General features: G+C 34.8%; 25 protein-coding genes and 3 pseudogenes. 18 read left to right on the top strand and 10 right to left on the bottom strand.

Annotated features, from left to right (window positions below; genetic code table 11):
• Positions 1–579 precede the first annotated feature (579 nt).
• The 4 genes and pseudogenes from AC1RNS_RS17805 to AC1RNS_RS17820 form a co-directional block, all read right to left on the bottom strand.
• Positions 580–1041: a transposase gene (locus tag AC1RNS_RS17805; protein ID WP_492994721.1), complete on the bottom strand. Its 462-nt coding sequence runs from the start codon at positions 1039–1041 to the stop codon at positions 580–582.
• Positions 966–1862: pseudogene (locus tag AC1RNS_RS17810) on the bottom strand (IS4 family transposase); the annotation flags it as partial. The gene AC1RNS_RS17805 and the pseudogene AC1RNS_RS17810, both read right to left, overlap by 76 nt.
• 374 nt (positions 1863–2236) lie before the next feature.
• Entirely contained in the window at positions 2237–3901 is a 1665-nt protein-coding gene (locus AC1RNS_RS17815) for a methyl-accepting chemotaxis protein (RefSeq protein WP_492994586.1), read from the bottom strand.
• A 414-nt stretch (positions 3902–4315) separates the two neighbouring features.
• Positions 4316–4666, bottom strand: coding sequence for a hypothetical protein (locus AC1RNS_RS17820; protein WP_492994588.1), 351 nt, complete (start codon positions 4664–4666; stop codon positions 4316–4318).
• Positions 4667–4834: 168 nt separating this feature from the next.
• On the opposite strand from AC1RNS_RS17820, the gene AC1RNS_RS17825 reads away from it, so the two are divergent.
• From AC1RNS_RS17825 to AC1RNS_RS17850, 6 genes are all read left to right on the top strand, one after another.
• Complete coding sequence (locus AC1RNS_RS17825) at positions 4835–5338, top strand: GNAT family N-acetyltransferase (RefSeq protein ID WP_492994589.1); 504 nt, start codon at positions 4835–4837, stop codon at positions 5336–5338.
• A 220-nt stretch (positions 5339–5558) separates the two neighbouring features.
• On the top strand, positions 5559–6524 hold the full coding sequence (locus tag AC1RNS_RS17830; protein ID WP_492994591.1) for an alpha/beta hydrolase: 966 nt from the start codon (positions 5559–5561) through the stop codon (positions 6522–6524).
• 359 nt (positions 6525–6883) lie between these two features.
• A complete protein-coding gene (locus AC1RNS_RS17835) occupies positions 6884–7741 on the top strand; it encodes an ABC transporter ATP-binding protein (RefSeq protein ID WP_492994593.1) in 858 nt (285 codons plus the stop codon).
• Positions 7742–7745: 4 nt separating this feature from the next.
• Positions 7746–8360 (top strand): ABC-2 transporter permease, encoded by a 615-nt coding sequence (locus AC1RNS_RS17840; RefSeq protein WP_492994595.1) that lies wholly within the window; start codon positions 7746–7748, stop codon positions 8358–8360.
• Positions 8361–8629: 269 nt separating this feature from the next.
• A complete protein-coding gene (locus tag AC1RNS_RS17845) occupies positions 8630–9007 on the top strand; it encodes a GntR family transcriptional regulator (RefSeq protein ID WP_492994597.1) in 378 nt (125 codons plus the stop codon).
• A gap of 104 nt (positions 9008–9111) precedes the next feature.
• Positions 9112–9726, top strand: a complete 615-nt coding sequence (locus tag AC1RNS_RS17850; protein ID WP_492994599.1) for an ABC-2 transporter permease — start codon at positions 9112–9114, stop codon at positions 9724–9726.
• Between the two features lie 39 nt (positions 9727–9765).
• Here AC1RNS_RS17850 and AC1RNS_RS17855 read toward each other — a convergent pair whose 3' ends face one another.
• Both AC1RNS_RS17855 and AC1RNS_RS17860 read right to left on the bottom strand, forming a co-directional pair.
• Positions 9766–11385 (bottom strand): hypothetical protein, encoded by a 1620-nt coding sequence (locus AC1RNS_RS17855; RefSeq protein WP_492994601.1) that lies wholly within the window; start codon positions 11383–11385, stop codon positions 9766–9768.
• Positions 11385–12164 (bottom strand): ABC transporter ATP-binding protein, encoded by a 780-nt coding sequence (locus AC1RNS_RS17860; protein ID WP_492994602.1) that lies wholly within the window; start codon positions 12162–12164, stop codon positions 11385–11387. Before AC1RNS_RS17860 ends, AC1RNS_RS17855 begins: the two co-directional genes overlap by 1 nt.
• 130 nt (positions 12165–12294) lie before the next feature.
• Between AC1RNS_RS17860 and AC1RNS_RS17865 the strand changes: the two genes are divergently transcribed.
• From AC1RNS_RS17865 to AC1RNS_RS17875, 3 genes are all read left to right on the top strand, one after another.
• Positions 12295–12426, top strand: a complete 132-nt coding sequence (locus AC1RNS_RS17865; protein WP_492994604.1) for a hypothetical protein — start codon at positions 12295–12297, stop codon at positions 12424–12426.
• A gap of 147 nt (positions 12427–12573) precedes the next feature.
• A complete protein-coding gene (gene pdxR, locus AC1RNS_RS17870) occupies positions 12574–14025 on the top strand; it encodes a MocR-like pyridoxine biosynthesis transcription factor PdxR (protein WP_492994606.1) in 1452 nt (483 codons plus the stop codon).
• 3 nt (positions 14026–14028) lie between these two features.
• On the top strand, positions 14029–14931 hold the full coding sequence (locus tag AC1RNS_RS17875) for a D-alanine--D-alanine ligase (protein ID WP_492994607.1): 903 nt from the start codon (positions 14029–14031) through the stop codon (positions 14929–14931).
• Positions 14932–15009: 78 nt separating this feature from the next.
• On the opposite strand, the gene AC1RNS_RS17880 is transcribed toward AC1RNS_RS17875, so the two are convergent.
• Entirely contained in the window at positions 15010–15849 is an 840-nt protein-coding gene (locus tag AC1RNS_RS17880; RefSeq protein ID WP_492994609.1) for a YitT family protein, read from the bottom strand.
• A 191-nt stretch (positions 15850–16040) separates the two neighbouring features.
• On the opposite strand from AC1RNS_RS17880, the gene AC1RNS_RS17885 reads away from it, so the two are divergent.
• Together AC1RNS_RS17885 and AC1RNS_RS17890 are read left to right on the top strand one after the other, a co-directional pair.
• Entirely contained in the window at positions 16041–16484 is a 444-nt protein-coding gene (locus AC1RNS_RS17885) for an SRPBCC family protein (protein WP_492994610.1), read from the top strand.
• Positions 16485–16859: 375 nt separating this feature from the next.
• A complete protein-coding gene (locus AC1RNS_RS17890; protein ID WP_492994612.1) occupies positions 16860–16997 on the top strand; it encodes a hypothetical protein in 138 nt (45 codons plus the stop codon).
• Between the two features lie 370 nt (positions 16998–17367).
• Here AC1RNS_RS17890 and AC1RNS_RS17895 read toward each other — a convergent pair whose 3' ends face one another.
• Positions 17368–17538, bottom strand: a complete 171-nt coding sequence (locus AC1RNS_RS17895) for an SMI1/KNR4 family protein (RefSeq protein WP_492994723.1) — start codon at positions 17536–17538, stop codon at positions 17368–17370.
• A 166-nt stretch (positions 17539–17704) separates the two neighbouring features.
• On the opposite strand from AC1RNS_RS17895, the gene AC1RNS_RS17900 reads away from it, so the two are divergent.
• The 4 genes and pseudogenes from AC1RNS_RS17900 to AC1RNS_RS17915 all read left to right on the top strand — a co-directional run bounded on the left by AC1RNS_RS17900 (position 17705) and on the right by AC1RNS_RS17915 (position 19370).
• Positions 17705–18253 (top strand): cupin domain-containing protein, encoded by a 549-nt coding sequence (locus AC1RNS_RS17900; protein WP_492994613.1) that lies wholly within the window; start codon positions 17705–17707, stop codon positions 18251–18253.
• 142 nt (positions 18254–18395) lie between these two features.
• Positions 18396–18569, top strand: a pseudogene (locus tag AC1RNS_RS17905) (YunG family protein); the annotation flags it as partial.
• Positions 18532–18756, top strand: a complete 225-nt coding sequence (locus AC1RNS_RS17910; protein WP_492994614.1) for a hypothetical protein — start codon at positions 18532–18534, stop codon at positions 18754–18756. The pseudogene AC1RNS_RS17905 and the gene AC1RNS_RS17910, both read left to right, overlap by 38 nt.
• Positions 18757–19214: 458 nt before the next feature.
• Entirely contained in the window at positions 19215–19370 is a 156-nt protein-coding gene (locus AC1RNS_RS17915) for a hypothetical protein (RefSeq protein ID WP_162832712.1), read from the top strand.
• 71 nt (positions 19371–19441) lie between these two features.
• Here the strand turns inward: AC1RNS_RS17915 and AC1RNS_RS17920 are convergent.
• Positions 19442–19657: pseudogene (locus tag AC1RNS_RS17920) on the bottom strand (IS1595 family transposase); the annotation flags it as partial.
• A gap of 547 nt (positions 19658–20204) precedes the next feature.
• Here AC1RNS_RS17920 and AC1RNS_RS17925 point away from each other — a divergent pair.
• The 3 genes from AC1RNS_RS17925 (at position 20205) to AC1RNS_RS17935 (ending at position 22438) form a co-directional block, all read left to right on the top strand.
• Positions 20205–20798, top strand: a complete 594-nt coding sequence (locus AC1RNS_RS17925; RefSeq protein ID WP_492994616.1) for an NADPH-dependent FMN reductase — start codon at positions 20205–20207, stop codon at positions 20796–20798.
• A gap of 77 nt (positions 20799–20875) precedes the next feature.
• On the top strand, positions 20876–21814 hold the full coding sequence (locus tag AC1RNS_RS17930; protein WP_492994618.1) for a ring-cleaving dioxygenase: 939 nt from the start codon (positions 20876–20878) through the stop codon (positions 21812–21814).
• 15 nt (positions 21815–21829) lie between these two features.
• The gene (locus AC1RNS_RS17935) at positions 21830–22438 is read left to right on the top strand and encodes a flavin reductase family protein (RefSeq protein WP_492994619.1); all 609 of its coding nucleotides are present in this window, start codon (positions 21830–21832) and stop codon (positions 22436–22438) included.
• A gap of 194 nt (positions 22439–22632) precedes the next feature.
• On the opposite strand, the gene AC1RNS_RS17940 is transcribed toward AC1RNS_RS17935, so the two are convergent.
• Positions 22633–23241, bottom strand: a complete 609-nt coding sequence (locus tag AC1RNS_RS17940) for a cell surface protein (RefSeq protein ID WP_492994620.1) — start codon at positions 23239–23241, stop codon at positions 22633–22635.
• Positions 23242–23501: the final 260 nt, after the last annotated feature.

Here is a 23501-nt window from a genome sequence, read left to right on the forward strand (position 1 = left end):
TGGCCTCAGTTTCTCGTCTGTCTCGCTATCCCACGGGAGTCGAGTAGCCTTGCACTCCAATCAGCAATAGTGTAGAACTTTAAATATTTTCTTCCCTCAAAAAGTAAAGTAAAAGCATGCTACTCACCATCATTAAATGGATAGAATAGTGACACAATTCTATAGTTGTTGTCCTGCATTTTATGGATAGCACCAATTTGTCACTTTTCATAAAGCCACTTATTGCTGTCGCTCTGCTTTCGCATAGAAAAATGTTATCAAAGCTCCATTTCTTTGTGCAAAATAGTAATGGTTAAGACTTCAATTCATCACTATACATTTATGTGAAATGCCATGAAAATACTATGAGCGATGTTGATTGGAGTGTAGACTGAGTGACCATATGCGTCAAGTTAAGCAAGATTACTTTTCTACTCCCATCTATCAACCGCCATTAGTGGTGCCCCTATTCTTAAAAGGGGTTTCATTTTTTGATAAACAGGGAAAATAAAAAGTATCCTGAACGAAAGACCATCACGAAATACACATTTCCCCTTTTGGAAAAATGCGTATTTGTTGAAATCTCCTCTTTCCAACCGCTTAGGGTTTGCGGGTGGTGCGCTTTCGTCCAATCGCAAACAGGATGCATTCAATTTCTTGTAGGGTACTTTGCCAACTCGGTTGATCACGAGCGCGCCAAAGTATCCCTATTTTTGGTTGGATTGCCCGCATGGTTAGTCGTTCACTCAGAATAATTTGTTTTTCCTGCCAAAAGTAAATTCGAAATTGATAGGAAAATAAAGTGCTAATTAAGAGAATAATTAGTTCTGCATAGAGGTGGCATTCCCATCTTGCCTGTTTCATTTTTCGAAAGTAGGACGCCTTGAAATCACTTTTCCAGGTTTTGAATAATAATTCAATTTGCCAACGGTATCGATACAGTTGTACAACTTCTTTAGCTGTAATTTCTTGAGGTAGATTCGTAATTAAGGTAGAAATGCCCGATAATGCTTTGGATTTTTGCTTAATTTGACCGGGCTTAGTTTGGGCACGACGTTTAATTCGATATTCTTGTCGTTGTTGTTCTTTTTAGTGAAACGATAGAGAATCAAGCGCGTTGGTAATTTTTCCTCTTTCCCCAAATACACACGTGGAAATTCGCGCATTTCCCCACGTTTCAGTGTTGGCCACTCATTTTCTAAATCTAGCCGTTCATAAGCATACATCTTTCGAATACGTCCATCGGGATGTTGAGGAGGATGGGGATGATCCACAAAGTACGTAGTATCCACACGTGCACGCGAAATATAAAACGCTCCTTTTTCATCAATTTTTTGAAACAGTTTATATTGAAAGTAACCAAGATCTTGTAACAGTAAATCGCCTTTCTCAACTGTCTCTAAACGTTTCATACCAGAGGGGCAATCGCCTGCCTTACCAGCTTGTAGTTCGATATATGGGAAACTTCCTGTGAGGTAATCAAACTCCATTTGAAATTTAACGCCTGCTCCAACTGTACTAGGGTAGGTAGAGATACAAGTAGCTGGCAATTTAATCGACGTGCCATCAAGAATGCGTATCCGTGTCAAAGGATAGTGGGTCTTAATTGGCATCTTGGCCAATGACAGCGTTGATTGTTGAGCAAACAAGCATTGAAAAATGGTTCGAAGAAAGCACACAGTCTTTTCATTGAATCGTTGATTTAGCCCTTCTTTCGTCATGTAGACCTGCTGCTTACTCAAATGCGTGCAAAGGGTCGTGAGAGAAGGTTGTGATAAGCCTTTTGTTTGTTCAAAGAGAAGCTTCATGAAGGCAGAAAGAGTTAATTTTCTTGTTCTTTGTATAAAGTTAGTTGTTTTAGCAATCTGATGAAGTTCTTTTGGGCGACAATATCGAGAACAACTGCTTTAAAGAATAGGGTGCATGTGTCGGTTTCATCCTATATTCCTCCTCATGTTAGTGGTTGTGCTTTTCTTTACCACCAAACGAAGACATGTAATCTGATTATCCTTAACTTGACGCATATGGACTGAGTGACTCCTCGGGGATTCAGCGTCACAGATGAGACCCTGGAGCGAGCAACGCGAGTGAAGCGGCTCATCGGACGCCCCCAGGAAAGCACTCAGTCGGAACGGAGATCAACCCCTCGTTTTGAAAAAGGGCTCTACTTTTTAATTTGTCACCTTGATTTCATGGACATAATAGTATTTCAACAACATGTAAAAAAGCTGATTCATAATTGAATCAGCTTTTTACATTAAATAGTGAATTTTTTCATTTCGTCTCTTAAAGCATCAGCAATAGCATTTAAGTCTTTAGCTTTTTCAGAGACAGTCTCGATGCTTTTAAGTTGTTCATTTGCGGAGGCGGAAACTTGTTCTGTACCTGCAGAAGTTTCTATGGCAGAAGCAGATATGTTTTGTACGGCACTAATGATTTGCTCCTTGCGTTCATCCATCTCATGAGATAAATGTTTCACCTCTTGTGCCACTTCACTCGTTTGATCTAGAGCTGTCTTTATTGTATTAAAAATCTCACTAGTATCCTTTGTAGCTTTTGCATTTTGTTCGACAATGCTAAGGCTTGTACTAATTTCCTGCACAGCACTTTTAGAAATATCCTGAATTGCAGAGATTTTATTCTTAATATCCTCAGTAGCATTAGATGTTTGTTCCGATAATTTTCGAATTTCATCAGCGACAACTGCGAAACCTTTACCGGCTTCACCGACGCGAGCTGACTCAATAGAAGCGTTTAGAGCCAATAAATTAGTTTGAGTTGCGATATCTGTGATTGTATTAACAATACTTGATATATCAGATGAAGTTTTATCTACTTCTTGAACAATGTTACTTACCTGTTGTGAAGATTCGCGATTCTTCTCTGACCAAATAGAGAGTTGGCTGACAGTTTCTACACCCTGATTACTTAAATGATCAATATCCTCTGTCATGGAAGCAATCTTCTCTGTATGCTCAATAACACGATCAATATTTCCGGATAGTTGATTTAATTGTTCAGCACTTTTTTCTGTATCATATGCCTGCTCTTCTGTAGCTTTTGCTATTTCATTAATGGCTGAACTAATTTCGTCAGTCGTACGTACTGTATCTTCTGCTATTTGAATAAGAATCTTAGAGGAATCTGATAACTCAGAACTAGTATTATGTATGTTGTTGGTAACATTCTTTAATGCAGAGCGCATGCTAGAGATGCCTTTTGCCATGAGACCAATCTCATCTGGATGATTTAATAGCTTCTCTAACTCAGGATTTTCAGTAAAGTCTAAGCCAGCAGTTTGATGAATAACCTTTTTGAGATTCTTAATGGCAGCAACAATGCGACCAATAATCCACCACATTAAAGTACCTATAATGATAAAACTTACTATGCCTGTAATAATCTGATAGTTAAGTACAGAGTTTGTAATAGATTGAATACCACTTTCAGGCACTCCTATATCAATTACTCCATACAGCTCGCCATCTTTATATATAGGCTCCATGATATCATATGTCCATATTCCTTGAACTTCAGCATACCATCTTGTAAATTGCTTTTTTCCGTGTTTAGCACCATTGATTGTGTATGTATCATCATATGTTTTTCCTAATTTTCCTTTATCACTGTGTGCCACAGCTTTTACATTGGTATCAATAACAATGGCATATGTCACATTATCTTGTTGTGCTTTTAACTCCACAAAGTCTTGTAAAGATTGGATGGGATCACTCTTGGAATTTAATATAGTTTCTGCTTGCTTTGCGATTTCATAGACCTGTTCATTGGCTTTCTCAATTAAAACTTCTTTACTATTTTTCCTAACAATCCACACGCCTAATACAGAATTGATGACAGATGACAATAACAGCAAACCTAATGTAAAAAACAATAATCGTCGCTTAATACTTTTACTTTTCATTTGTTTCCCCCTTCGAGTTTTTTTGGAACTTTATACCTATAAAAACTCAAATTTTAAGTATAGTATTATGCAATAAAACGTGTATGTCAATAAAAAATAATAGACTTATTACTTATAATGTGGCGAATTGGGGTCTGAAAGTCCTTTTATTTTCCAACAATTTTATGAAGCTTTAATTACATCGAAAATACCTATTTTCTGAGATAAGCAGTAATTTTTTTAAAGTACATGAATACTCGTTTAAAAGTTATATTAGAAGGCAGCAACTGACTATTATTTCGTCGGTTGCTTTTGTAGGTTATAACAAAAGATACCATCATATATGATTTACTGTAAGAAAGTAAATTGATATAAATTATGTTGCTCAGCAAGCTGATTCATCATTTGAATCAGCTTTTTACTAAATTATAGAAGTTAATATGTTTCCTCTATTTTTAGGATGCCGATATATTTATTTGCTAATGAGAGATTTATTACTTTGTCATCTTTTTTATAAATGACATTATGGCCATCCATTTTAACCTGCTTCCATCCACTCTTTTTAATCATTATACGATAGCCAAGAGGAACCTCTGTACCTGTGGATTTTCCCCATATAAATCCATTTCCTTTCGCACTTTCACTCTCTAACGTTGCCTTCATTGGGATAGGGAAATCATTGAATTCATGTAAGAACACATAATGCTTATCTACATTTACATAATAATAGACACCTGCACCAATCAGCCAAGCAAGCGCCACAATACATGCTACAGTGCGTTTCATAAAATTATTTCTCCTCTATTATAAATTCTATCAATACACAGGCGTTCTTCAAAAGTTTGATAAAACCTAAACTCTTCGATAAGATAATTATAAAACAAACCTGTTATTTTATAACAAATTATACAGCAGAAAACATCTTTAAATAATGACAAGGGGGGTCGTGTAAGTTTGGATATATCAATTTATAAATTACGGGAAAATGATGCGCAAGAATTATTTATTTTTGAAAAGAATAATCGATTATTTTTTGAGCAAATGGTACCAAGCCGTGGGGAAGATTATTATAAATTTGAAACATTTCAAGAGAGACATAAAGAGCTTTTAGCAGAGCAACAGGAACAAAAATCAATATTTTATTTAATCAGAGACAACATGGGCAATATTGTAGGAAGAATAAATTTAGTGGATATTGATGCAACTAATAATTCTGCAGAAATCGGCTATAGAGTGGGTGAAGAATACGGGGGAAATGGAGTAGGAGCTAAAGCTTTAAAGCTATTATTAGAAACAGAGGGCACTATCAAGAAGTTGAAGGCAAAAACAACAACTCATAATATTGCTTCTCAACGAGTCCTTGAAAGAAATGGATTTAAACAAGTAAGTATCAGTGACGAGAAATTTGAATTGAATGGTCAGGAGTTAAGTTTTGTCTACTATATATTAGAACGATAGGAATTAAAGGGAGGTGACATTTAAAACAGTGAAATATTTGAAAAAACCCTATAGATATATTTTATTAGCTATCTTTACATTGTTTAGTTTCATTGTAAACTTTAGAACAACATGGGCAGCAATTCTTTTAGCAATCAGTTTTGTAGGCTTTTTATTTTTAATATATTTAGATAGAGGTGACTTTAAAAAATTTAAATAAATCTAGTAGCATAGGAGAGGAATGAATAACAAGCTAGTGTTCAAAAGAATTGTACAAGTGTTAATCATAATAATGGCATTGTTTCTATTAACTATTACTACCAGTTATATGAATCACCAAATACAATTATCCAAAGAAGAAAAACGATTTACACCCTTTGGGAAGATGGTAGAGGTTAATGATCATAAAATGCATGTATACATAGAAGGAAAAGGTGAAGAAACGCTAGTATTTATGTCTGGAGGTGGCACGAGTGCACCTATCTTAGATTTTAAATCATTGTATTCCTTGCTAAGTGATAAATATAGAATTGCAGTCGTTGAAAAGGCGGGCTATGGATTTAGTGACATTACAGATGCTAATCGAGATATAGAGACGATTTTACAGGAAACAAGGGAAGCCTTATCAAAATCAGGTGTTGAGGGGCCCTATATTTTATTTCCACATTCTATGTCTGGGATTGAAGCTCTGTATTGGGCTCAGATTTATCCAAACGAAGTAAAAGCAATCGTTGGATTGGATATGGCTGTTCCTGCTGCATATGAGGATTATGTTATAAATATGCCGATGGTCCATTTAAGCGCCTTTGCTGCAAAGATAGGTATTACGAGATGGATTCCGGGTCTTTCTGAGAGTGATGCGATGAAGTATGGAAATCTGACAGAGCAAGAGAAGGAACTGTATAAAGTAATTTTTTATCGCAGAACGGTAACTAAAAATATGATTAATGAAGTAAAAAACATAAAGGCTAATGCAAAAAAGATTGAGACCTTAGAAATGCCAAATGTCCCTATACTTTTATTTTCATCGAATGGGCAAGGAACAGGCCGGGATAAGGATACATGGCTTGACTTTCAAAAGGATTTTATTAGCGAATATAAAGATGGTGAATTAATAATATTAGATTGCGCTCACTATATTCATGATTTTGAATTTAAGCGAATTGCTGACGAGTCAGAAAAATTTATAGAAAGTTCTAACTTTTAAGCAGAATCTCTTTAAAATGTAATAATCTCCAGGCTATTTGTGCGTTGATTTAAATTGCCATCGAGGAAGAAAGGATTATTAATATAATCTACAAAGTCATCTAAATTAACGTTAGGCATACAGTCATTTAATTTGACTGTATGCCTTTATACTTCAAAAAGAAAGACATATGTTACGGTTTCATAGTGATTTACTATGTAATGAAAATTTTATATTGAACATTAAAAAATTAAAACTTGCAAAATAAGTTTACGGTGTGTATATTGTATATAAAGTATATATACATTGTTTAGGCGAGGAACATTTGTTTTAAGGAGCTCAAGGGAAATACTTACATTATTGTATACGGAGGATGGATGATGGAAAATGTCATTGAATTACAGCATGTTCATAAATCTTTTAAGGGATTTCAGATAAAGGATTTCTCTATCAACGTGAAAAAGGGCTTTGTAACTGGATTTATCGGCGGAAATGGTGCAGGGAAATCTACAACAATCAAATTGATTATGAACTTACTAAAGCAAGATAGTGGCACTGTTTCAGTGTTTGGCATGAATTACAAGAAGCATGAAAAAGAAATAAAGGAACGTATTGGCTTTGTCTATGACGAAAATGTCTTTTATGAAAATGTAACATTAAAGGATATGAAAAGGATTATTAAACCAGCCTATAAAAACTGGGATGATAACGCCTTTCAACGTTATGTCAATCAGTTCGAACTACCATTGAATAAAAATATGAAGACCTTTTCGAAGGGTATGAAGATGAAAGCTTCATTAGCCATAGCCCTAGCTCATCATGCAGAATTAATTATTATGGATGAGCCAACTGCTGGGCTCGATCCGATATTTCGTAGAGAGCTACTAAATATACTACATGAATTAATGCAAGATGAAGATAAAACGATTTTCTTCTCGACCCATATAACAACAGATCTGGATAGAATTGCAGATTATATTACCTTTGTTCATAATGGTGAACATATATTCACGAAGGAATTTTACAAGATTGAAGAGGAATATGCCATTGTCAAAGGGACATTGAATTTATTGGATCAGGAAACGGAACGAGAGTTTGTTGCCATCCGAAAATCGAACACAGGCTTTGAGGCATTAACTGCGGATAAAAATCGTGTGGCGAATATATTTGGGGATTCTGTCATTATGGAAAAACCGACGCTTGAAGATATTATGTACTATACGAAAAAAGGATGGTAATGGGATGGTTAATCTAATACTTAAGGATGTTTTAATTCAAAAGAAATTAATTTTAATATACATTGCTACAATTATACTTTATTTATTTATAGATGTGTCCCTAGTAAAGATAGGATTCTTATATAGTATGGCTTTTATTACTCAGACCTTTGCTTATGATGAAAAAGATAACGCTAATATTTTGCTTAATTCGCTGCCATATACGAGAAAGGAAATCGTTAGTTCGAAATATATAGGTTCATTGGTATATACATCACTAATTATATTCATTACTTCTATAGGTGATTTCTTCTTAAATGGAAAAGAGGTATTGTTTTTATGGAAAGATATATTGCTAATTATCGGTCTTGTTATGGTCACTTTGTCATTTATACTGCCAATCTTTTATAAATTTAAAACGCAATCTTTAATGATTGCTGTAGGTGCTTTATTTGGAATATATATTTTAATCATTAAATTTTTATCCCCTAGTCTTAATGGTACATTAAGAGAATTGATACAAAAGTTCATGACTTTACAAGAAACGCAAATGTATTTCGTAGCTATCCTTACAATCATTATTTTATATGTTGGATCGTGGCTACTATCTATTCGTATATATGCGAGAAAAGTTTTTTAAAAGAAACAGCTTGAGTCCAGCGATGTAGGCTCAAGCTGTTTACGTGCTTAAACAAGGTCCACTATCAATAAACGGATAATTTCCGTGAGGCAGAAAATTATACTCTAAACAATATACAATGTAATCTTTATGTGAAAGACATTATAAATTCCATTGTAAAGCGGACGAAATAATTAGCGTGTTGAAATAAAAATTCTAATGGTTCATGCTAACGAAATAACTGATGTCTTCATGTGCCAATCACATAAAAATAAAGAAGAGGTATTTGTATGCAAATTATTATTTCAAACAGTTCAAAAGAGCCCATTTATGAGCAGATTTATGCTCAAATCAAAAAGCTTATTTTAACAGGTGAACTACAAGAAGGGCAGTCATTGCCCTCTATGCGCCAGCTTGCAAAGGATTTAGAAATTAGCGTTATTACAACAAAACGTGCTTATGAAGAGCTAGAGAAAACCGGGTTTATTTATTCTATTGTGGGAAAAGGTTCGTTCATCTCTGAACAAAATAAGGAAATGATGAGAGAAAGGAAAATAAAGGTAATTGAAGAAAATCTGTTGATTGCCATTCAAAATGCTAAAGAAATGAACATTGATTTAGCAGAGCTCAAAGAAATGCTCACACTATTGTATACAGAGAATGAGTGATGGAGACAGCTGTTAAATTCGTGTGGTGAATATATTTGGAGATACGGTTATTGTGAAAAAGCGTACCCTCATATGCAATATACGAAAAAAAGGATGGTAATTGGATGATTAACCTTATACTTAAGGATGTTTTAATACAAAAGAAAATAATTTTAATTTACATTGCTACTATAATAATCTACTTATTGGCAGGTGTACCCTCCCTAATACCTTTGGGATTTCTTTATAGTGTAATATTTATACTAAATGCTTTCGCTTATGATGAAAAAGACAACGCTAATATTCTGCTCAATTCTCTACCATATACGAGAAAGGAAATTGTCAGTTCAAAATATATAGGTTCACTGATATTTACAACAATATTTGTTTTCATGATTTATGTGGGGGATTTCCTCATAAATGGAAAAGGGGGTCTTTTTATATGGAAAGAAATGTTGTTTATTATTGGTCTAGTTATGGTCGCTATATCATTCATGTTTCCAATCTCCTATAAATTTAAAACGCATTATTTATTGATTGCTTTAGGTGTTTTATTGGGTATCTATATGTTAACAATTAGTTTACTAGTTCCTATAAATGATATATTAAGAGAACTAGCACGAAAGTTCTTGACTTTACAAGAAGCGCAAATGTATTTCTTAGCTATTCTTACAACTGTTATTTTATATATTGGATCATGGCTATTATCAATTCGTATATATGAGAAGAAAGCTTTTTAAAATAAACGCTTGAGCCCAGTAATTTAGGCTCAAGCCGTTTTATGTGCGCTTAAATACAAGTTTCCATAGAACGAAATTCGTGATGACAAGCAAGATTAAATAAATTAGTACTCCATAAGAAATATGAGCTGCCAAGAAGTAATGCAGTCCCGCTAGAACACCTAAAGGGGGAAGTAATATAAGAGATTTCCAGCTCTGGGCATCGCCAATATCATTAAAGGGCTTTGTGAAAGGAATGTTACCTCCTATAGTGATATAACAAATGACGGTGTACAAGCAGCTTGTCACTAAAACAATCAGCAAATCTGGGATGATTCTCAGACCATAAATAAAGCAGAAAACGATGCTTAGTACAATATATAGTGGAATATACAATTTAATCAAAAATGCTTTTAAGCTACCTTTTTTTAGGTCTGTATAATCTTTGAGTGGAAAGACCTTATAGATCCAAGCTGCTTTATATTTCGCTGAGTAACTAAGCATAAGCACAGCTGACGGAATAATTAGCATGCTGAAATAGATATTTAAATAGCTCATGCTAACCGAATAATCAACTTCTTCTGATCTTGAAAAAGTAAACATAAAAATGAATGGAATGACAAAGGAAAAGCCTAAAGACGGATATACTTTCAGTTTAAACTCTCGCTCTTGTTTCATCATAAGGGAGGCAAAACGGTAGAAAGCTCTTTCTTCATTAGTTCGGCAAATGATTTTTAACAAAAATGCCTTTAGTCGATTGTTCCTTTCTTTTTTTGATTTGCTTGTATTTAATAGTTTTTGCAGATTACGTTCAAAGGTTGGCACTAGTTTAATATAAAGCCATATTGAAATAATAGGTATGATGATTGCTAGTATACAAAAAACTATGGTCATTAAGGAGTGATTACCATTTAGCAGCAGCTCGTAAGGAGCGGCGAACCACATAGGTATAAGAAAAATACTCCACCAATGAAACACTACTGCCATATCTAAATTGACAAATTCAAAGGATCTAATCAAAACTTGATAGCCAATCATCAGCATTAAGGATAGTCCAATTTGAACATAATTGATCATATCCTTCAGCTTTTCTCCATCAAAAAATCGTAGAATCATCATATAGAGAATGGCGGTAAGCGCTACAATAAATAGGTTGATTAGAAAAATTTCAAACACTGTTAACATAAAGAATGCAAGGCCTTGTTTGATGAGGCTAACGACAAGTGGAATGGCTGTTAATGCGACTGTTAAATAAGTTAAATAGATGAAAATATGCATAAACTTTGCGGCATTAATCGTTTTCGTAGAGATCGGTTTAGTCGAAAGGATGCTTCTGTCGCGCACATCCAGAAGGACTGATGAAAAATCTGAAATCAAGGATGTCATAATTAAAAAAATAATCATGGCATATGCAATACTCATCTGGAAAAGAAAATTTTGGCCAAAGCTCATCAGTGGAACGAGTATAAGCCCAAATAAAACATAAATCCATAAAGACTTAATATAGCCGTATTTTTGATCATCCTTCTTCTTGTTCTGGTTAAATATTGTCGGTACTTTACGCTCATCCATTGTTAATTTTATATGGAGGATTTTTCTCATCATGTCATAATCAATGCCCAATTTGATGAAAATAATGCGGAATTTATCAAGTAACTGTAGGGTTTTAAAATCTGTCATCATCGTACCTCTTGTACAATGGAAACAAATTTCTCACCAATTTCCTGATGTTCATGGAAGCCTGTCAATTGATTGAAAATTCTTTCCAATGTTCCCTCCGTATTCTCTGCTTGCAACTCTGCAAATGTGCCATCAGCAGCAATTTTCCCATCGTACAGCAGGATAATTCGGCTACTGATTTTCTCTACTACATCCATAATATGGGATGAATAGAATATCGTTTTTCCTTGGGCAGCTAACTGTGTTAAGATTTCCTTAAAAATCATGACACTATTTGCATCTAAGCCATTGATAGGTTCATCTAAAAATAGGATGTCTGGATTATGTAATAGACTGGCAATAATTAATAGTTTTTGTCGCATTCCCTTAGAATAGGAGGAAATTCTAGCGTGGTAGGCTTCTCCAACACCGAACAATTCCATTAGGGACTTTGATTTGTCAGCAGCTACTTCTAAATCAAGTCCGTATAACTGTCCAATAAAGGTTAAATACTCGTAGCCTGTTAAATTATCATAAACGTCGGCGATTTCTGGCACATAACCAATTCTTCGTTTATAGTCTAATTGATTTTCTCTAATGCTCTCCCCAAAGAGCTGAATATCTCCACCATAGTCACCCTCTAGCCCTAAAATAATTTTCACCGTTGTGCTTTTACCAGCACCATTTGGGCCAATATAGCCTATGATTTCTCCTCTAGATGCATGGAGGTCAATCCCCTTTAATATTTCCTTGTTCCCATAACTTTTCGTTAGATTCGTAATCGTTAAAATCTCTTCCATTTCGCAGCCCCTTTCAATTTTAGAAAAATTAACCATAAACATACTATACCATATAAAAAGTTTCCTTTTGATAAAATGAAACCAGTTCATTACCGGATTTGTCTAACTTTATAAGAGGGGAGGTTATGCTTTGACTAGTGATGACAAAGAGCGATTGCTGTATGAGACGATGGAGCAGCATGGTGATTATTTAAAGCGGTTGGTTTATACATATGTAAAAGAATTACAGAAAACAGAGGATATCAAAAAATACTACGAATAGCTTCCTTACTTTTGTCAATGACAGCGACAGAAGGTTTTTTAGATTAAAATTAGGAAAAGTAGCAACCACTTCAAGAGAAAATTCCATATGCAGTGGACCTTTTGAGTGAAATACAATTATGCAAAAATAAAGCAAGGGGGTTAGGAAGTGTTTAATGATTTTAAGTTTGTGGATGATCGTCCAGTCTATATTCAATTAAAGGATTATTTAAAAGAAATGATTGTCAAAGGACACCTACTGGAGCATCAGAAGCTTCCATCTACCCGTGAACTTAGTAAATTATTATCGGTCAGTAGAAATACTGTATTGAATGCATATGCAGATTTAGAGCAAGATGGCATCATCTATGCAGTGAAAGGAAAAGGGAATTTTGTAGGAAAGGTCATAACAGTGAAAATACCCTCTGTTGAGCTCCATTGGAGGGAGAGGCTTAATAAAGTTACTTTGCTAGCTGATGAATTAGATTTGATGAAACAAGAGGATATTCACTGGGAAAAAGGCATGATTTCCTTCAATAGTGTTGCTCCAGAAGAAAAGCTTTTTGATGTTGAAAATTTTAAAAGAGCCTTTTTAACTAGGATGTCACTTGAAGGGGATATCGTATTGAATTACGGATACGCCAAGGGCTATAAACCACTAATCGAGTACCTTCTTCATTATATGGAGAGGAAGGGCGTCGATATTTCTAATAAGGACATTTTAATTACGAATGGCTTTACTGAGGGATTGGACATTTTATTATCATCCTTTGCTAAAAAATCTGGGCGTGTGATTTGTGAAAACCCTACTCATCACGCCGCATTAAAGCTTTTTCGCTTGCATGGCTTTGACATCCACGGAATTGACATGAAGGATGACGGTATCGATATAGATCAGGTTGAAAAAAGCTTGGCAGCAAAGGATTTTGATTTCGCCTATCTGATTCCGTCCTATCATAATCCAACAGGGATTGTAACCTCCTCTGAAAAAAGAGCTGTAATCATTAACCTTTTTTCTAAATATCAGATTCCGATTGTAGAAGACGGCTTTAACGAGGAATTACGTTATTCAGGCTCACATCTTGCACCTTTAATAACCTTTATCGGTGCAGGTAACAATGTTATTTATATCAGCAGCTTTTCAAAAATCCTTTTTCCAGGCTTACGAGTTGGCTGGATATTGGCAGATAGGGAGCTTATCCATAGCTTGGAAAGTGTAAAAAGGGCACGAACTATTCATACATCAACACTAGATCAAGCTGTACTCTATCAATATTTACAGGATGGCTATTTCGAAAAATACTTAAAAAAGGCTAAGTCAGTCTATAAGAAAAAATATGAATTAGCTCGTCAAGCTTGCAATCAATATATTCCTTTTAAAAGATTAACTGGAGATGGTGGCCTTCATCTTTTTATTGAGTTAGAGGAAGGAATAAACGCTCGTACACTATTGGAAAAATGCTATCAAAGAGGAGTTGTCTTTTATCCAGGGGATGTTTTCTATAGCAATGGCAAAGGTAGTAATACTTTTCGATTAGGGTTTTCTCGGTTAAAAGAAGAGGATATTGTCCATGGAATTAAGATTATTGGTGACACCTTGAAAAATGAAATGGGGAGTTAATATATGAGAGTTGGCGTTATTATGGGAGGAATTTCCTCGGAAAAACAGGTCTCTATCATGACAGGGGAAGAAATGATTGCCCATTTAGATAAAAGTAAATATGAAGTTGTCGCAATTGAAATACATGACAAAACAGAGCTTATAGAAAAAGTAAGAAACATCGATATTGCCCTGCTGGCGCTTCATGGCAAGTTTGGAGAAGATGGCACAATACAAGGTGTGCTTGAGACCTTAGATGTACCGTATACTGGCAGTGGTATACTATCAAGCAGTATTTGTATGGATAAAAATATATCAAAAAAAATTCTACGTTATGAGGGCATTGAAACACCAGATTGGCTTCATCTTTCTACGGTGGAAGAGCTGCGGCTAGATGAAGTGGATAAAATGGGGTATCCAATAGTAGTAAAACCAAATTCGGGTGGCTCCAGCGTTGGGGTGAAAATAGTAAATGATAAAGATGCCTTAATATCTGCGGCTTTGGAAGTATTCAAATGGGATACTGAAATTATTATCGAGAAGTTTATTAAAGGGGAGGAAATAACCTGCTCTATAATGGATGGTGAGCTATTACCAATATTGTCAATTCAACATACTGCAGAGTTCTTTGACTATGAGGCGAAATATAATGCTACCTCTACAATTGAAGAGGTTATAGAACTCCCGACTGCCATACATGAACGTGTTGCGGAGGCTGCAATAGCCAGCTATAACGCTTTAAAATGCAGTGTTTATGCCAGAATTGATATGTTAATCAAGGATGGTATTCCGTATGTTATGGAAGTCAATACATTACCAGGTATGACAAAAAACAGCCTACTCCCAAAAAGCGCACTTGGGGCGGGAATAGGCTATGCAAACCTATTAGATAAAATAATAAAAACATCCTTACAGGTAAGACGATAAATCAGTGATAGGTTGTTTGGTATAAAAAACACCTTTTGTTGAATGTCGGTTTTAGCAAAAGGTGTTTAGGCGCTTTAATTAAGATTTAGATAATTCTATAAATCCATGTCCAAAGACATCTCTGACATCATGAATGGCAATAAAGGCATCCTTATCGATTTCTTTAACTATTTTCTTAAGTTTTACGACCTCTTGTTTACTAATGACAATATAAAGAATTTCTTTTTGTTCCTTCGTATAATAGCCGTGTCCTGATAATACTGTGACGCCTCGATTCATAAAGCCATTTACATGACTCGCAATGTCTTCTGGCTTTTTTGAAATAATGGTAACTGCTTTTTTAGGATTGACACCTTCAATAACAAACTCCATCACCTTTGTTCCGACATAGAGCATAATAATAGTCAGCATTAACGCCTCTGCCCCAATAATAAAATACGATGAAAAAGCGACAATTAAATCAAAGAATAAAAGGCCATAGCTAATACTCCAACCAAGGTATTTGTTGGTAATTCTAGCTAAGATTGTAGAACCTGCTGTTGTTCCGCCAACTCTAATAATTAAACCGATGCCAACCCCAGCAAATACCCCACCAAAAATAGTATTCACAATAATTTCATCTGACGCAATGGACCATGATTCTGTCAAATGTAAGAAAAGTGAATGGAGAGTAACTGCAATAATCGTATAAATCGTTGTTTGCCTATTTAAAAATTTATAGCCAACCACTAATAAAACTGCATTTAGCACAAAGCTTACAATACTTGGCGACCATCCAAACAGATAATACGCAATTATCGTCAAACCTGTAACGCCACCTTCACCTAAATCATTAGGAATAACAAATAGATTAACTGCCAGTGCAAAAAGCAGTGATCCAACCGCAATTATGAAAATATCCATAAAGTATTTTTTCATTACACACACCACCAAAATGTTTTGATTTTTTTCTATATCAAGTTTATATCGTTTTCGGAATGTTTATCAATAATATTTAATAATCGGAAGACTAATTTTTATTGAAATCTAACCTATTGAGCATACTAAAGAAGGAAATGGAAAAAATTTGGCGAAGTGAAGACATACTAAAGGAAAAAGGATGATGAAGGATGCTAAATACGCTTGTGAAGACTAAATTAATCATTAATAAGCCTGCCAACGAGGTATTTGAAGCTATTGTATCTCCAGATAAAATCGGAAACTTTTGGTTCTCTAGCAGCTCAGAAAGATGGGAAAAGGGCAAAAGAATTACATTAAGATATGATGAATATAATGCAAAGGGCATTATGACTGTGCTTGAAATTGAAAACAATCGGAAAATAGTATTTTCATGGGGTGAGGAGCATGGCGAGGAAACAGTCGTTACCATTACACTCACAGAGCATGAATCAGGAACCGTTATTGAAGTCAGTGAATCAGGATTAAACGAAGAAGATCCAGATGTGGTGGCAATAATGATGCAGCAAAAAGAAGGTTGGGTGTATACATTAACTTGCTTAAAGGCTTATGTCGAAAACGGAATCAATAATTTAAGAGCTTCCTTGATTCATTAAGACAGTATTGATTAGTAAAGGCTGGTTAAAGATGGACCAGCCTTCCTTTGTATACGTTTAGAATATAGTAAAATTACCATAATTATGATAATTGTGGATATAATATGATTAATCATTACAAGGTAATAGAAGTAGAGTTTCGGATGTAGTAATATTGAAAACAATCTTTTGGATTATTGGAGGTCTATTTGCTTGTATTGTAATAGTAATAGGCATAGTGTTTTGGAAATTTCAGAAAGACTTCAATGAGGATAATCCCGAATACGTCCTGCAATTCATAAAGGAAAATAAAGATAATGAACATGTATCCTTAGCGATTCATTACAATCAATAAAAATGGGTAGAGATTAATACAAAGAAGCCCCTTTTCCCATAATGGAACAATTAATGCAAAACCCTAAAAATCAAAAATGGCTTTTACATGGAGGTCAAAAGGGTGGTTCTACTGCCTTTGTATTGACATTAGCAGCATATACTACGGATAAAGAGGGAAATCGCCTTTTTTGCCAATAATATCAATAGGATAGAACAGACAAAGCTATCTAAAAACATGAATAGCTTTCAATTGAAGTTTTTAACAGATGAGAGATTCCGATTACATTTACAAAAGGAATTGTCCCAATAATAACTAGAAGTAGCCCCGATAGCTATACGAATCGAAGCGACTTTTAATGCTGTCATTCTCAGATGCGTTCATCGATTAATTTTTTAAGAAAATCTGTATAAGTAGGGGCATATTCGTAAATAATTCCATTTATTAGGTCGTAGCACATAATTTAAATTCACCATCTGAATCTTTTGATGATATATCAAAATAGTACAGTTCATCCAAGTCAGGGATAAATAACTCTAGCCTATAGGGTGCTGTTTACACCAATTCGCATCAGCCACATTGATCATTATCTGAAATATCCCGATATTCTGGTGAAGTTAATGTTAGAATATAGCTGCCATCAAGAAATGCATTACCATAGTTTCTCAGCCACCAGCAATAGGAGGGCGGTAAGGTAAATCCAAGCTCCTCCTCTGCCTCTATAATCCAATTCTCTTCAATCCCTCGCTCTGGAAACTATTTTTTAGCTGTAGTTTGCTCTAATTTTTCTATTAAACGATTATACATACAATTCCACCTTTATAATTTTTATAAGCACGACATGAATGTACCTTCCTTTACCCACTTGCATAGGATAATTTTATAATGTGAAAGGGGATTGAGGCAAATGTATCATCCTTATTATGGAAATTACCAGATGTATCATTATAATTATCAACCTGCTTATTGGACCTATCCCAATCAGATAGAACAAGGGAATCGAAGTGAGTATTCCGATTACTGGAAAAATGTTCGGAATGATTTTGGACAAAAACCCTTTGTTGTTGATATAGAAGAGGCTACAAAGCAAAATAAAAACTATCGTACAGCACTGTGGACAGGGAAGCATTTACAAGTAACCGTTATGAGCATCAATGTCGGAGATGACATTGGCTTAGAGGTACATCCTCACGTGGATCAATTTATCTGTATCGAAGAAGGGCAAGGCATAACCCAAATGGGTCCAACTAAGGATAATTTAAACTACCGACGAAATGTAAGTGAAGACTCTGCCATAATGGTTCCAGCGGGAACATGGCATAATGTTACAAATACAGGGAATAAGCCGTTAAAGCTTTTCACAATTTATGCACCTCCAAATCATCCGTTTGGTACTGTACATGTAACAAAAGCCGATGCAATGAGCTCAGAAAAAGGCTATGGACATGGTGGATAATAGGTAAGGGCTAGCATGTTTTGATAAATCTCCATCAAGATATGCTTTTTATTCAAGTATTGAAACGATTTTTTTGTGCGGAAAAATAATGAATATCACGTAAACAATTTAGGTAGTGCTAATGAGAAGATAGAAAAGGTTGTTGAGAAATGTATACAAAAAAAGAATTATTAATAGCTATAAAAAATCATGGTCACATCAATCAAGCTCAAAATGGAGTAATGATAATCCAGCAAGAGGACAATGTGGAGTCACCGCATTAGTAGTGCATGATTTTCTTGGAGGAGAAATTCTTAAAACATGGCTTGATGAAGGCTTGGGATGTTGCTAAATGTACAGCTGCAATTACAGCAGTATTTGTTCCAGGAGCAGCTGCCTATAAAGCAATTAAAGCATTAGGCGGAGTTAAAGCTACTGTTCAATTATTAGCTGGGGCATCAAAAGCTAGCGATTGGTTAGCAATTGGGTTCAAACATAATGCTTTTAATAAGAGAGGTGTTTAAATGAAGAACCCTAGGACCTCGCAAAGTGGAATTTTTGATTCAATTAGTCTTGGATTCATGTCCTATTAGTTTATGGGATGCTATTTATTGCTTTAATGAGTGTATTTAATGACCCTATTACTTTTGATACACTTATTATACCGGCTCCTTTTATTTACGTAGTAGTTCGAGCGATAGAATATGTGACAATAAAGAAGACTAATAATGTTCCACGCTGGTTAGTACTGGGGTATTTTGGAATAGCTGTTCTAACAGCTATTGGCATGACATACTGGATAATTTAAATACTTAGAATATATTTAAACATAAGGCTCTGTTAAATTTAAATGTTGTTTTTATCTAGTAAATATGAACCCTCACAATCGATTTTTCCTTATTTTTGTTGTATTAATATATATTTGAAACTAAAAGGTTAAAGTAGTCGTATAAGGTATTATAGATTAGAGGAGGTCGGAAAAATGGATTATACTAAAATCTATAATGAGGAACTGATTGCCTTAGTAAAAGAGAAAATAAAGTCCGTCGGTGAAATTAAAGCGGTGAAGTTTGTGAGAGAACAAACAGATATGTCCTTAATACAGGCAAAAAAATTTGTAGATTTTTGTAAAGAATAGACATAAAAATTAGAGTCACTAAACTGTGGCTCTAATTTTTATTAAAAGTAACTTCAATAGTCATTGAACTACTAAATAATAAACTTCGACAGACGTAAACTACGATATATTTCTGTCATGTCAAAAGTAAATGAAGTTAATAAAAATTCTTTAATATTATGTTTTGCGCTTTCATTGCTATGACTATCTACAAACAAAAACCACGCTAAGTAATTATCGAGGTATTTAGAATCAACGCCTTTAAAACGATTTATCCAATGTTTTAAACGTGAATGTAGTCCGTTCACAATAAAAAATGGTTTAAAAAAAGAAAAAGAGATTTTATTAAACGAGAAAATTGTTAGTATATATACTACCTAAAATAGATATAGAAATATATGAGAAAACGCTATTAATAATAAAAAATAGTTATTCAACATCGGGCGCGATTATGGAACAACATAGGAAGAAAATAATCAATCTTTTTTATAAAAATCAATCATAGTTTACAATATAAGACTCCATTTTGATCAATCTTTTTTCAAAATGGAGTCTTTTTATTTATAGAAAAAGGCTGGTTTGTGATATGTTTTTGATCAAACTTTATTACAAAGCTACATGAAGGGCATTTTTTATTAAATATAATGTCTGATATCAAATACAAATATATTAATACCATGTATTAGAAGTAATGTCTTGACTTTTAATAAAACTAAATTTCTCTGCCTTTTAAATTCTTAAAAACAAAGGTGTTGACGTTTATTAAATTGTCGTGTTATTATTATCTCGAATTCAAGATAAATAATTTGAAGATAAATGAATTCGAACCTTTAGTTCTCGCAAGGAGGTACAATTATGGGTTTTTTGAATAAATTCTTTAGTTCGAAAAAAGAGGAGGAACAAACAATGGCAGAATTAAATATCGGTATTATTATTGGGTCAACTCGTGAGGGTCGAGTAAGTCCTCAAGTAGCACAATGGGTAAAGGAAATCGCAGATCAACGCGGTGACGCAAATTATACAGTAATTGATATTGCAGATTATAAATTACCTTTATTAGGCGAACCAGGACAAGATGCTTCAGGAGCACAAGGTTGGTCAGAAATTATTGCTAAACAAGATGGTTTTGTATTCATCGTGCAAGAATACAATCACTCTATTACGGGGGCATTAAAAAATGCACTAGATTATTTACGTGTAGAGTGGAATAACAAAGCAGCTGGAATCGTATCTTATGGTTCTGTTGGTGGTGCTCGTGCAGCAGAGCATTTACGTGGCATTATGGGCGAGCTTTTAATCGCAGATGTACGTGTTCACCCAGCATTATCACTATTCACAGATTTTGAAAATGGTACAGACTTTAAACCAAAAGAAGTACAAACAGATTCAGTGAACCAAATGTTAGATCAGTTAATCCCATGGTCTAAAGCGTTATATACAATTCGCTAAGTTTGTATAGTTTGAGGTAGGTCGTAATTGGGCACAGTACAGGTAAGAAGAATTAGTCATGAAAGGGCTTGTTAATTATGAAAAAACATACAGCAGGTATTCACCATATAACAGCGATCGTAGGGCATCCACAAGAGAATATTGATTTTTATGCTGGTGTATTAGGCTTACGTCTAGTAAAACAAACGGTAAACTTCGATGATCCAGGCACTTATCATCTTTACTTTGGTAACAAAGGTGGTAAACCGGGTACTATTATTACATTCTTTCCGTGGGTAAATGCGTATCAAGGGCGTATTGGGGATGGTCAAGTCGGCGTAACCACGTATGTTGTACCGGAAGGGGCACTACCATTTTGGGTTAATCGCTTAGCGAAATTCTCGATTCCTTTCCAAAAAGCTGATCGTTTTGGTGAGCAAGTCATTCAAATCGATGATCCGCATGGTCTGCATGTTGAACTCGTTGCACGTACAGAAGGCGAATTAAATGAATGGACATTTGGCGAAGTAACGCCTGAAGTTGCCATTAAAGGGTTTGGTGGAGCTACTCTATACTCAAGCCATCCTGAAGAAACTGCAAAGGTTTTAACAGAAGTAATGGGTCTTGAAAAAGTAGCAACAGAGGGGGACTATACTCGTTTTAAATCTAGTGCAGAGATTGGCAATACAGTGGATTTAAAAACGGTTGCAGGTCAACATGGACAGATGGGTGTAGGAACGGTTCACCATATTGCGTGGAGAGCTCAAGATAATGCAGATCATTTAGAATGGCAAGAGTATGTTATGAATCATGGTCAACATGTTACTGAAGTGAAGGATCGTAATTATTTTAATGCGATTTATTTCCGTGAACCTGGTGAAATTTTATTTGAAATTGCGACTGATCCACCTGGATTCGCTCATGATGAAACACCTGAGACAATGGGAAGCCAATTAATGTTACCATCTCAGTACGAGCAGCATCGAGAACAATTAGAAAAAACTTTAATCCCAATCAAGGTACGTGTGCTTGATTAAGAAAGGGTGAGTCGGTTGATTTCGATTGATCCTAAGAAGAATTCTGAGCGTGAAAACTATAAGCTTTTGATAGGTAGTATCATCCCAAGACCAATTGCTTTTGTGACAACGAAATCAGAGCAAGGTGTCATCAATGGCGCACCATTTAGTTATTTTAATATCGTGTCATCAAATCCACCAATGATTTCTTTAGCGATTCAAAGACCAAATGGACGTTTAAAAGATACAGCCAGACATATTCATTATCAGCAGCAATTTGTTGTGCATATTGTCGATGAGGATAATGTTGAGCAGGTGAATGAAACAGCGGCTTCCTTACCTGCTACAGAAAGCGAAATTGATAGAGCGCATTTTACACTAATAGAGAGTCAACAAATTGCAGTTCCAGGAATTCAAGAGGCAAAGGTTCGTATGGAGTGTCGTTTAGTGCAGGCAATTCCATTGATGAATGGTAAGGAGCAGACAGGCGATTTGTTTTTAGGAGAGGTTGTCCAGTTTCACATAGATGAGGCTATTTATCATGGGGGACGCATTGATCCAAGAAAATTAAGGGCAGTTAGTAGGCTAGCCGGCGCTAACTATGCAAAAATTGGTGATGTTTTTGCGATAGAGCGTCCACAATAAATTGCTTTCTAAGCAATTAAAAGCGAAAATGTTGAATTAACAACATTTTCGCTTTTTTATTGATAAAGAGTTGAAATCACAGATGTATTGCAAGAGCCATTGCATCTAAATAGATCTGACTTGCACGATGATTTACCTCGGCTGCAGGCACAATGACTTCAAAGCAATGGAAACAACTGCAATCAGCCAAAAAATTATTCAGTGTAGTCTGATTCAAATCTTTTACGATCACTCTTCACTTCATTTTTAACTGCTTCAACATATTTTTTATACTCTTCTGAACTTAGAATCTCACTCTTACTATTTATATTTAATTCGATATTTGAATTCGGTCCAGAAATCAGAATAGATCCATCTGGTTGATTATAAGTATTAAAAATGTAATATCGCCCCTCTACAGGCAACGAATCACCTTCATAAAGTAAATATACATCTTGATCTTGACTTATACCACCTGATTTTTGTACAGATATATTTTTCTTCAGTTTCCCTTTAATATTGTCTATTACTGTTATTGAATAATTAGTATATGGACTTGATACTTCTTTTGTTCCAACCTCAGTCTCGATTGTTACAGGATGTTTATACTCTGTTCCCTCTAATTTTTCAACATAACCAACAAACACATTATCCGCATCACCTACAACTGCATTAACATTATTAACATCGATGCCAAAGGATGCACTTAAAAGAGATACTTCAATCTCCGAGTTAGTAGTTACACTTTCACTATAAACTAAAAGTGTAACCATGGATAATATGGATACACATGCTGAAGAAATCCTACGATTAAATAACTTCATTTTTTCACCTCATATTTAATAACTAGTATATGCCGGATAATAAGATGCTTTATCATTTACAGACAAAGTAAAGGTAGTCAAACGTTTACATGCATTACATCATCAGATAAATTATGAGCCAACCCCAACGCATTATCTAACTCATGTATAGGTACATTTTTCTTTAGTCGAGTTGTGTTCATCCATCTTAATGTTTTGACTATAACAGTCTCTGCATTTACACTCTTAGAAAAATTAGATATCGTAAATGTTGAAATTAG

The organism is Lysinibacillus sp. GW821-FHT14F06 (assembly GCF_058803665.1).

Bases quoted from the DNA above. Each gene is read 5' to 3' on its own strand.
- AC1RNS_RS17880 (WP_492994609.1), bottom strand. From the start codon at position 15,849: ATGAAAAAATACTTTATGGATATTTTCATAATTGCGGTTGGATCACTG.
- AC1RNS_RS17845 (WP_492994597.1), top strand. From the start codon at position 8,630: ATGCAAATTATTATTTCAAACAGTTCAAAAGAGCCCATTTATGAGCAG.
- AC1RNS_RS17940 (WP_492994620.1), bottom strand. From the start codon at position 23,241: ATGAAGTTATTTAATCGTAGGATTTCTTCAGCATGTGTATCCATATTA.
- AC1RNS_RS17900 (WP_492994613.1), top strand. From the start codon at position 17,705: ATGTATCATCCTTATTATGGAAATTACCAGATGTATCATTATAATTAT.
- AC1RNS_RS17930 (WP_492994618.1), top strand. From the start codon at position 20,876: ATGAAAAAACATACAGCAGGTATTCACCATATAACAGCGATCGTAGGG.
- AC1RNS_RS17815 (WP_492994586.1), bottom strand. From the start codon at position 3,901: ATGAAAAGTAAAAGTATTAAGCGACGATTATTGTTTTTTACATTAGGT.
- AC1RNS_RS17820 (WP_492994588.1), bottom strand. From the start codon at position 4,666: ATGAAACGCACTGTAGCATGTATTGTGGCGCTTGCTTGGCTGATTGGT.
- AC1RNS_RS17850 (WP_492994599.1), top strand. From the start codon at position 9,112: ATGATTAACCTTATACTTAAGGATGTTTTAATACAAAAGAAAATAATT.
- AC1RNS_RS17840 (WP_492994595.1), top strand. From the start codon at position 7,746: ATGGTTAATCTAATACTTAAGGATGTTTTAATTCAAAAGAAATTAATT.
- AC1RNS_RS17915 (WP_162832712.1), top strand. From the start codon at position 19,215: ATGGATTATACTAAAATCTATAATGAGGAACTGATTGCCTTAGTAAAA.
- AC1RNS_RS17890 (WP_492994612.1), top strand. From the start codon at position 16,860: ATGGAACAATTAATGCAAAACCCTAAAAATCAAAAATGGCTTTTACAT.
- AC1RNS_RS17830 (WP_492994591.1), top strand. From the start codon at position 5,559: ATGAATAACAAGCTAGTGTTCAAAAGAATTGTACAAGTGTTAATCATA.
- AC1RNS_RS17860 (WP_492994602.1), bottom strand. From the start codon at position 12,164: ATGGAAGAGATTTTAACGATTACGAATCTAACGAAAAGTTATGGGAAC.
- AC1RNS_RS17875 (WP_492994607.1), top strand. From the start codon at position 14,029: ATGAGAGTTGGCGTTATTATGGGAGGAATTTCCTCGGAAAAACAGGTC.
- AC1RNS_RS17925 (WP_492994616.1), top strand. From the start codon at position 20,205: ATGGGTTTTTTGAATAAATTCTTTAGTTCGAAAAAAGAGGAGGAACAA.
- AC1RNS_RS17835 (WP_492994593.1), top strand. From the start codon at position 6,884: ATGGAAAATGTCATTGAATTACAGCATGTTCATAAATCTTTTAAGGGA.
- AC1RNS_RS17885 (WP_492994610.1), top strand. From the start codon at position 16,041: ATGCTAAATACGCTTGTGAAGACTAAATTAATCATTAATAAGCCTGCC.
- AC1RNS_RS17855 (WP_492994601.1), bottom strand. From the start codon at position 11,385: ATGACAGATTTTAAAACCCTACAGTTACTTGATAAATTCCGCATTATT.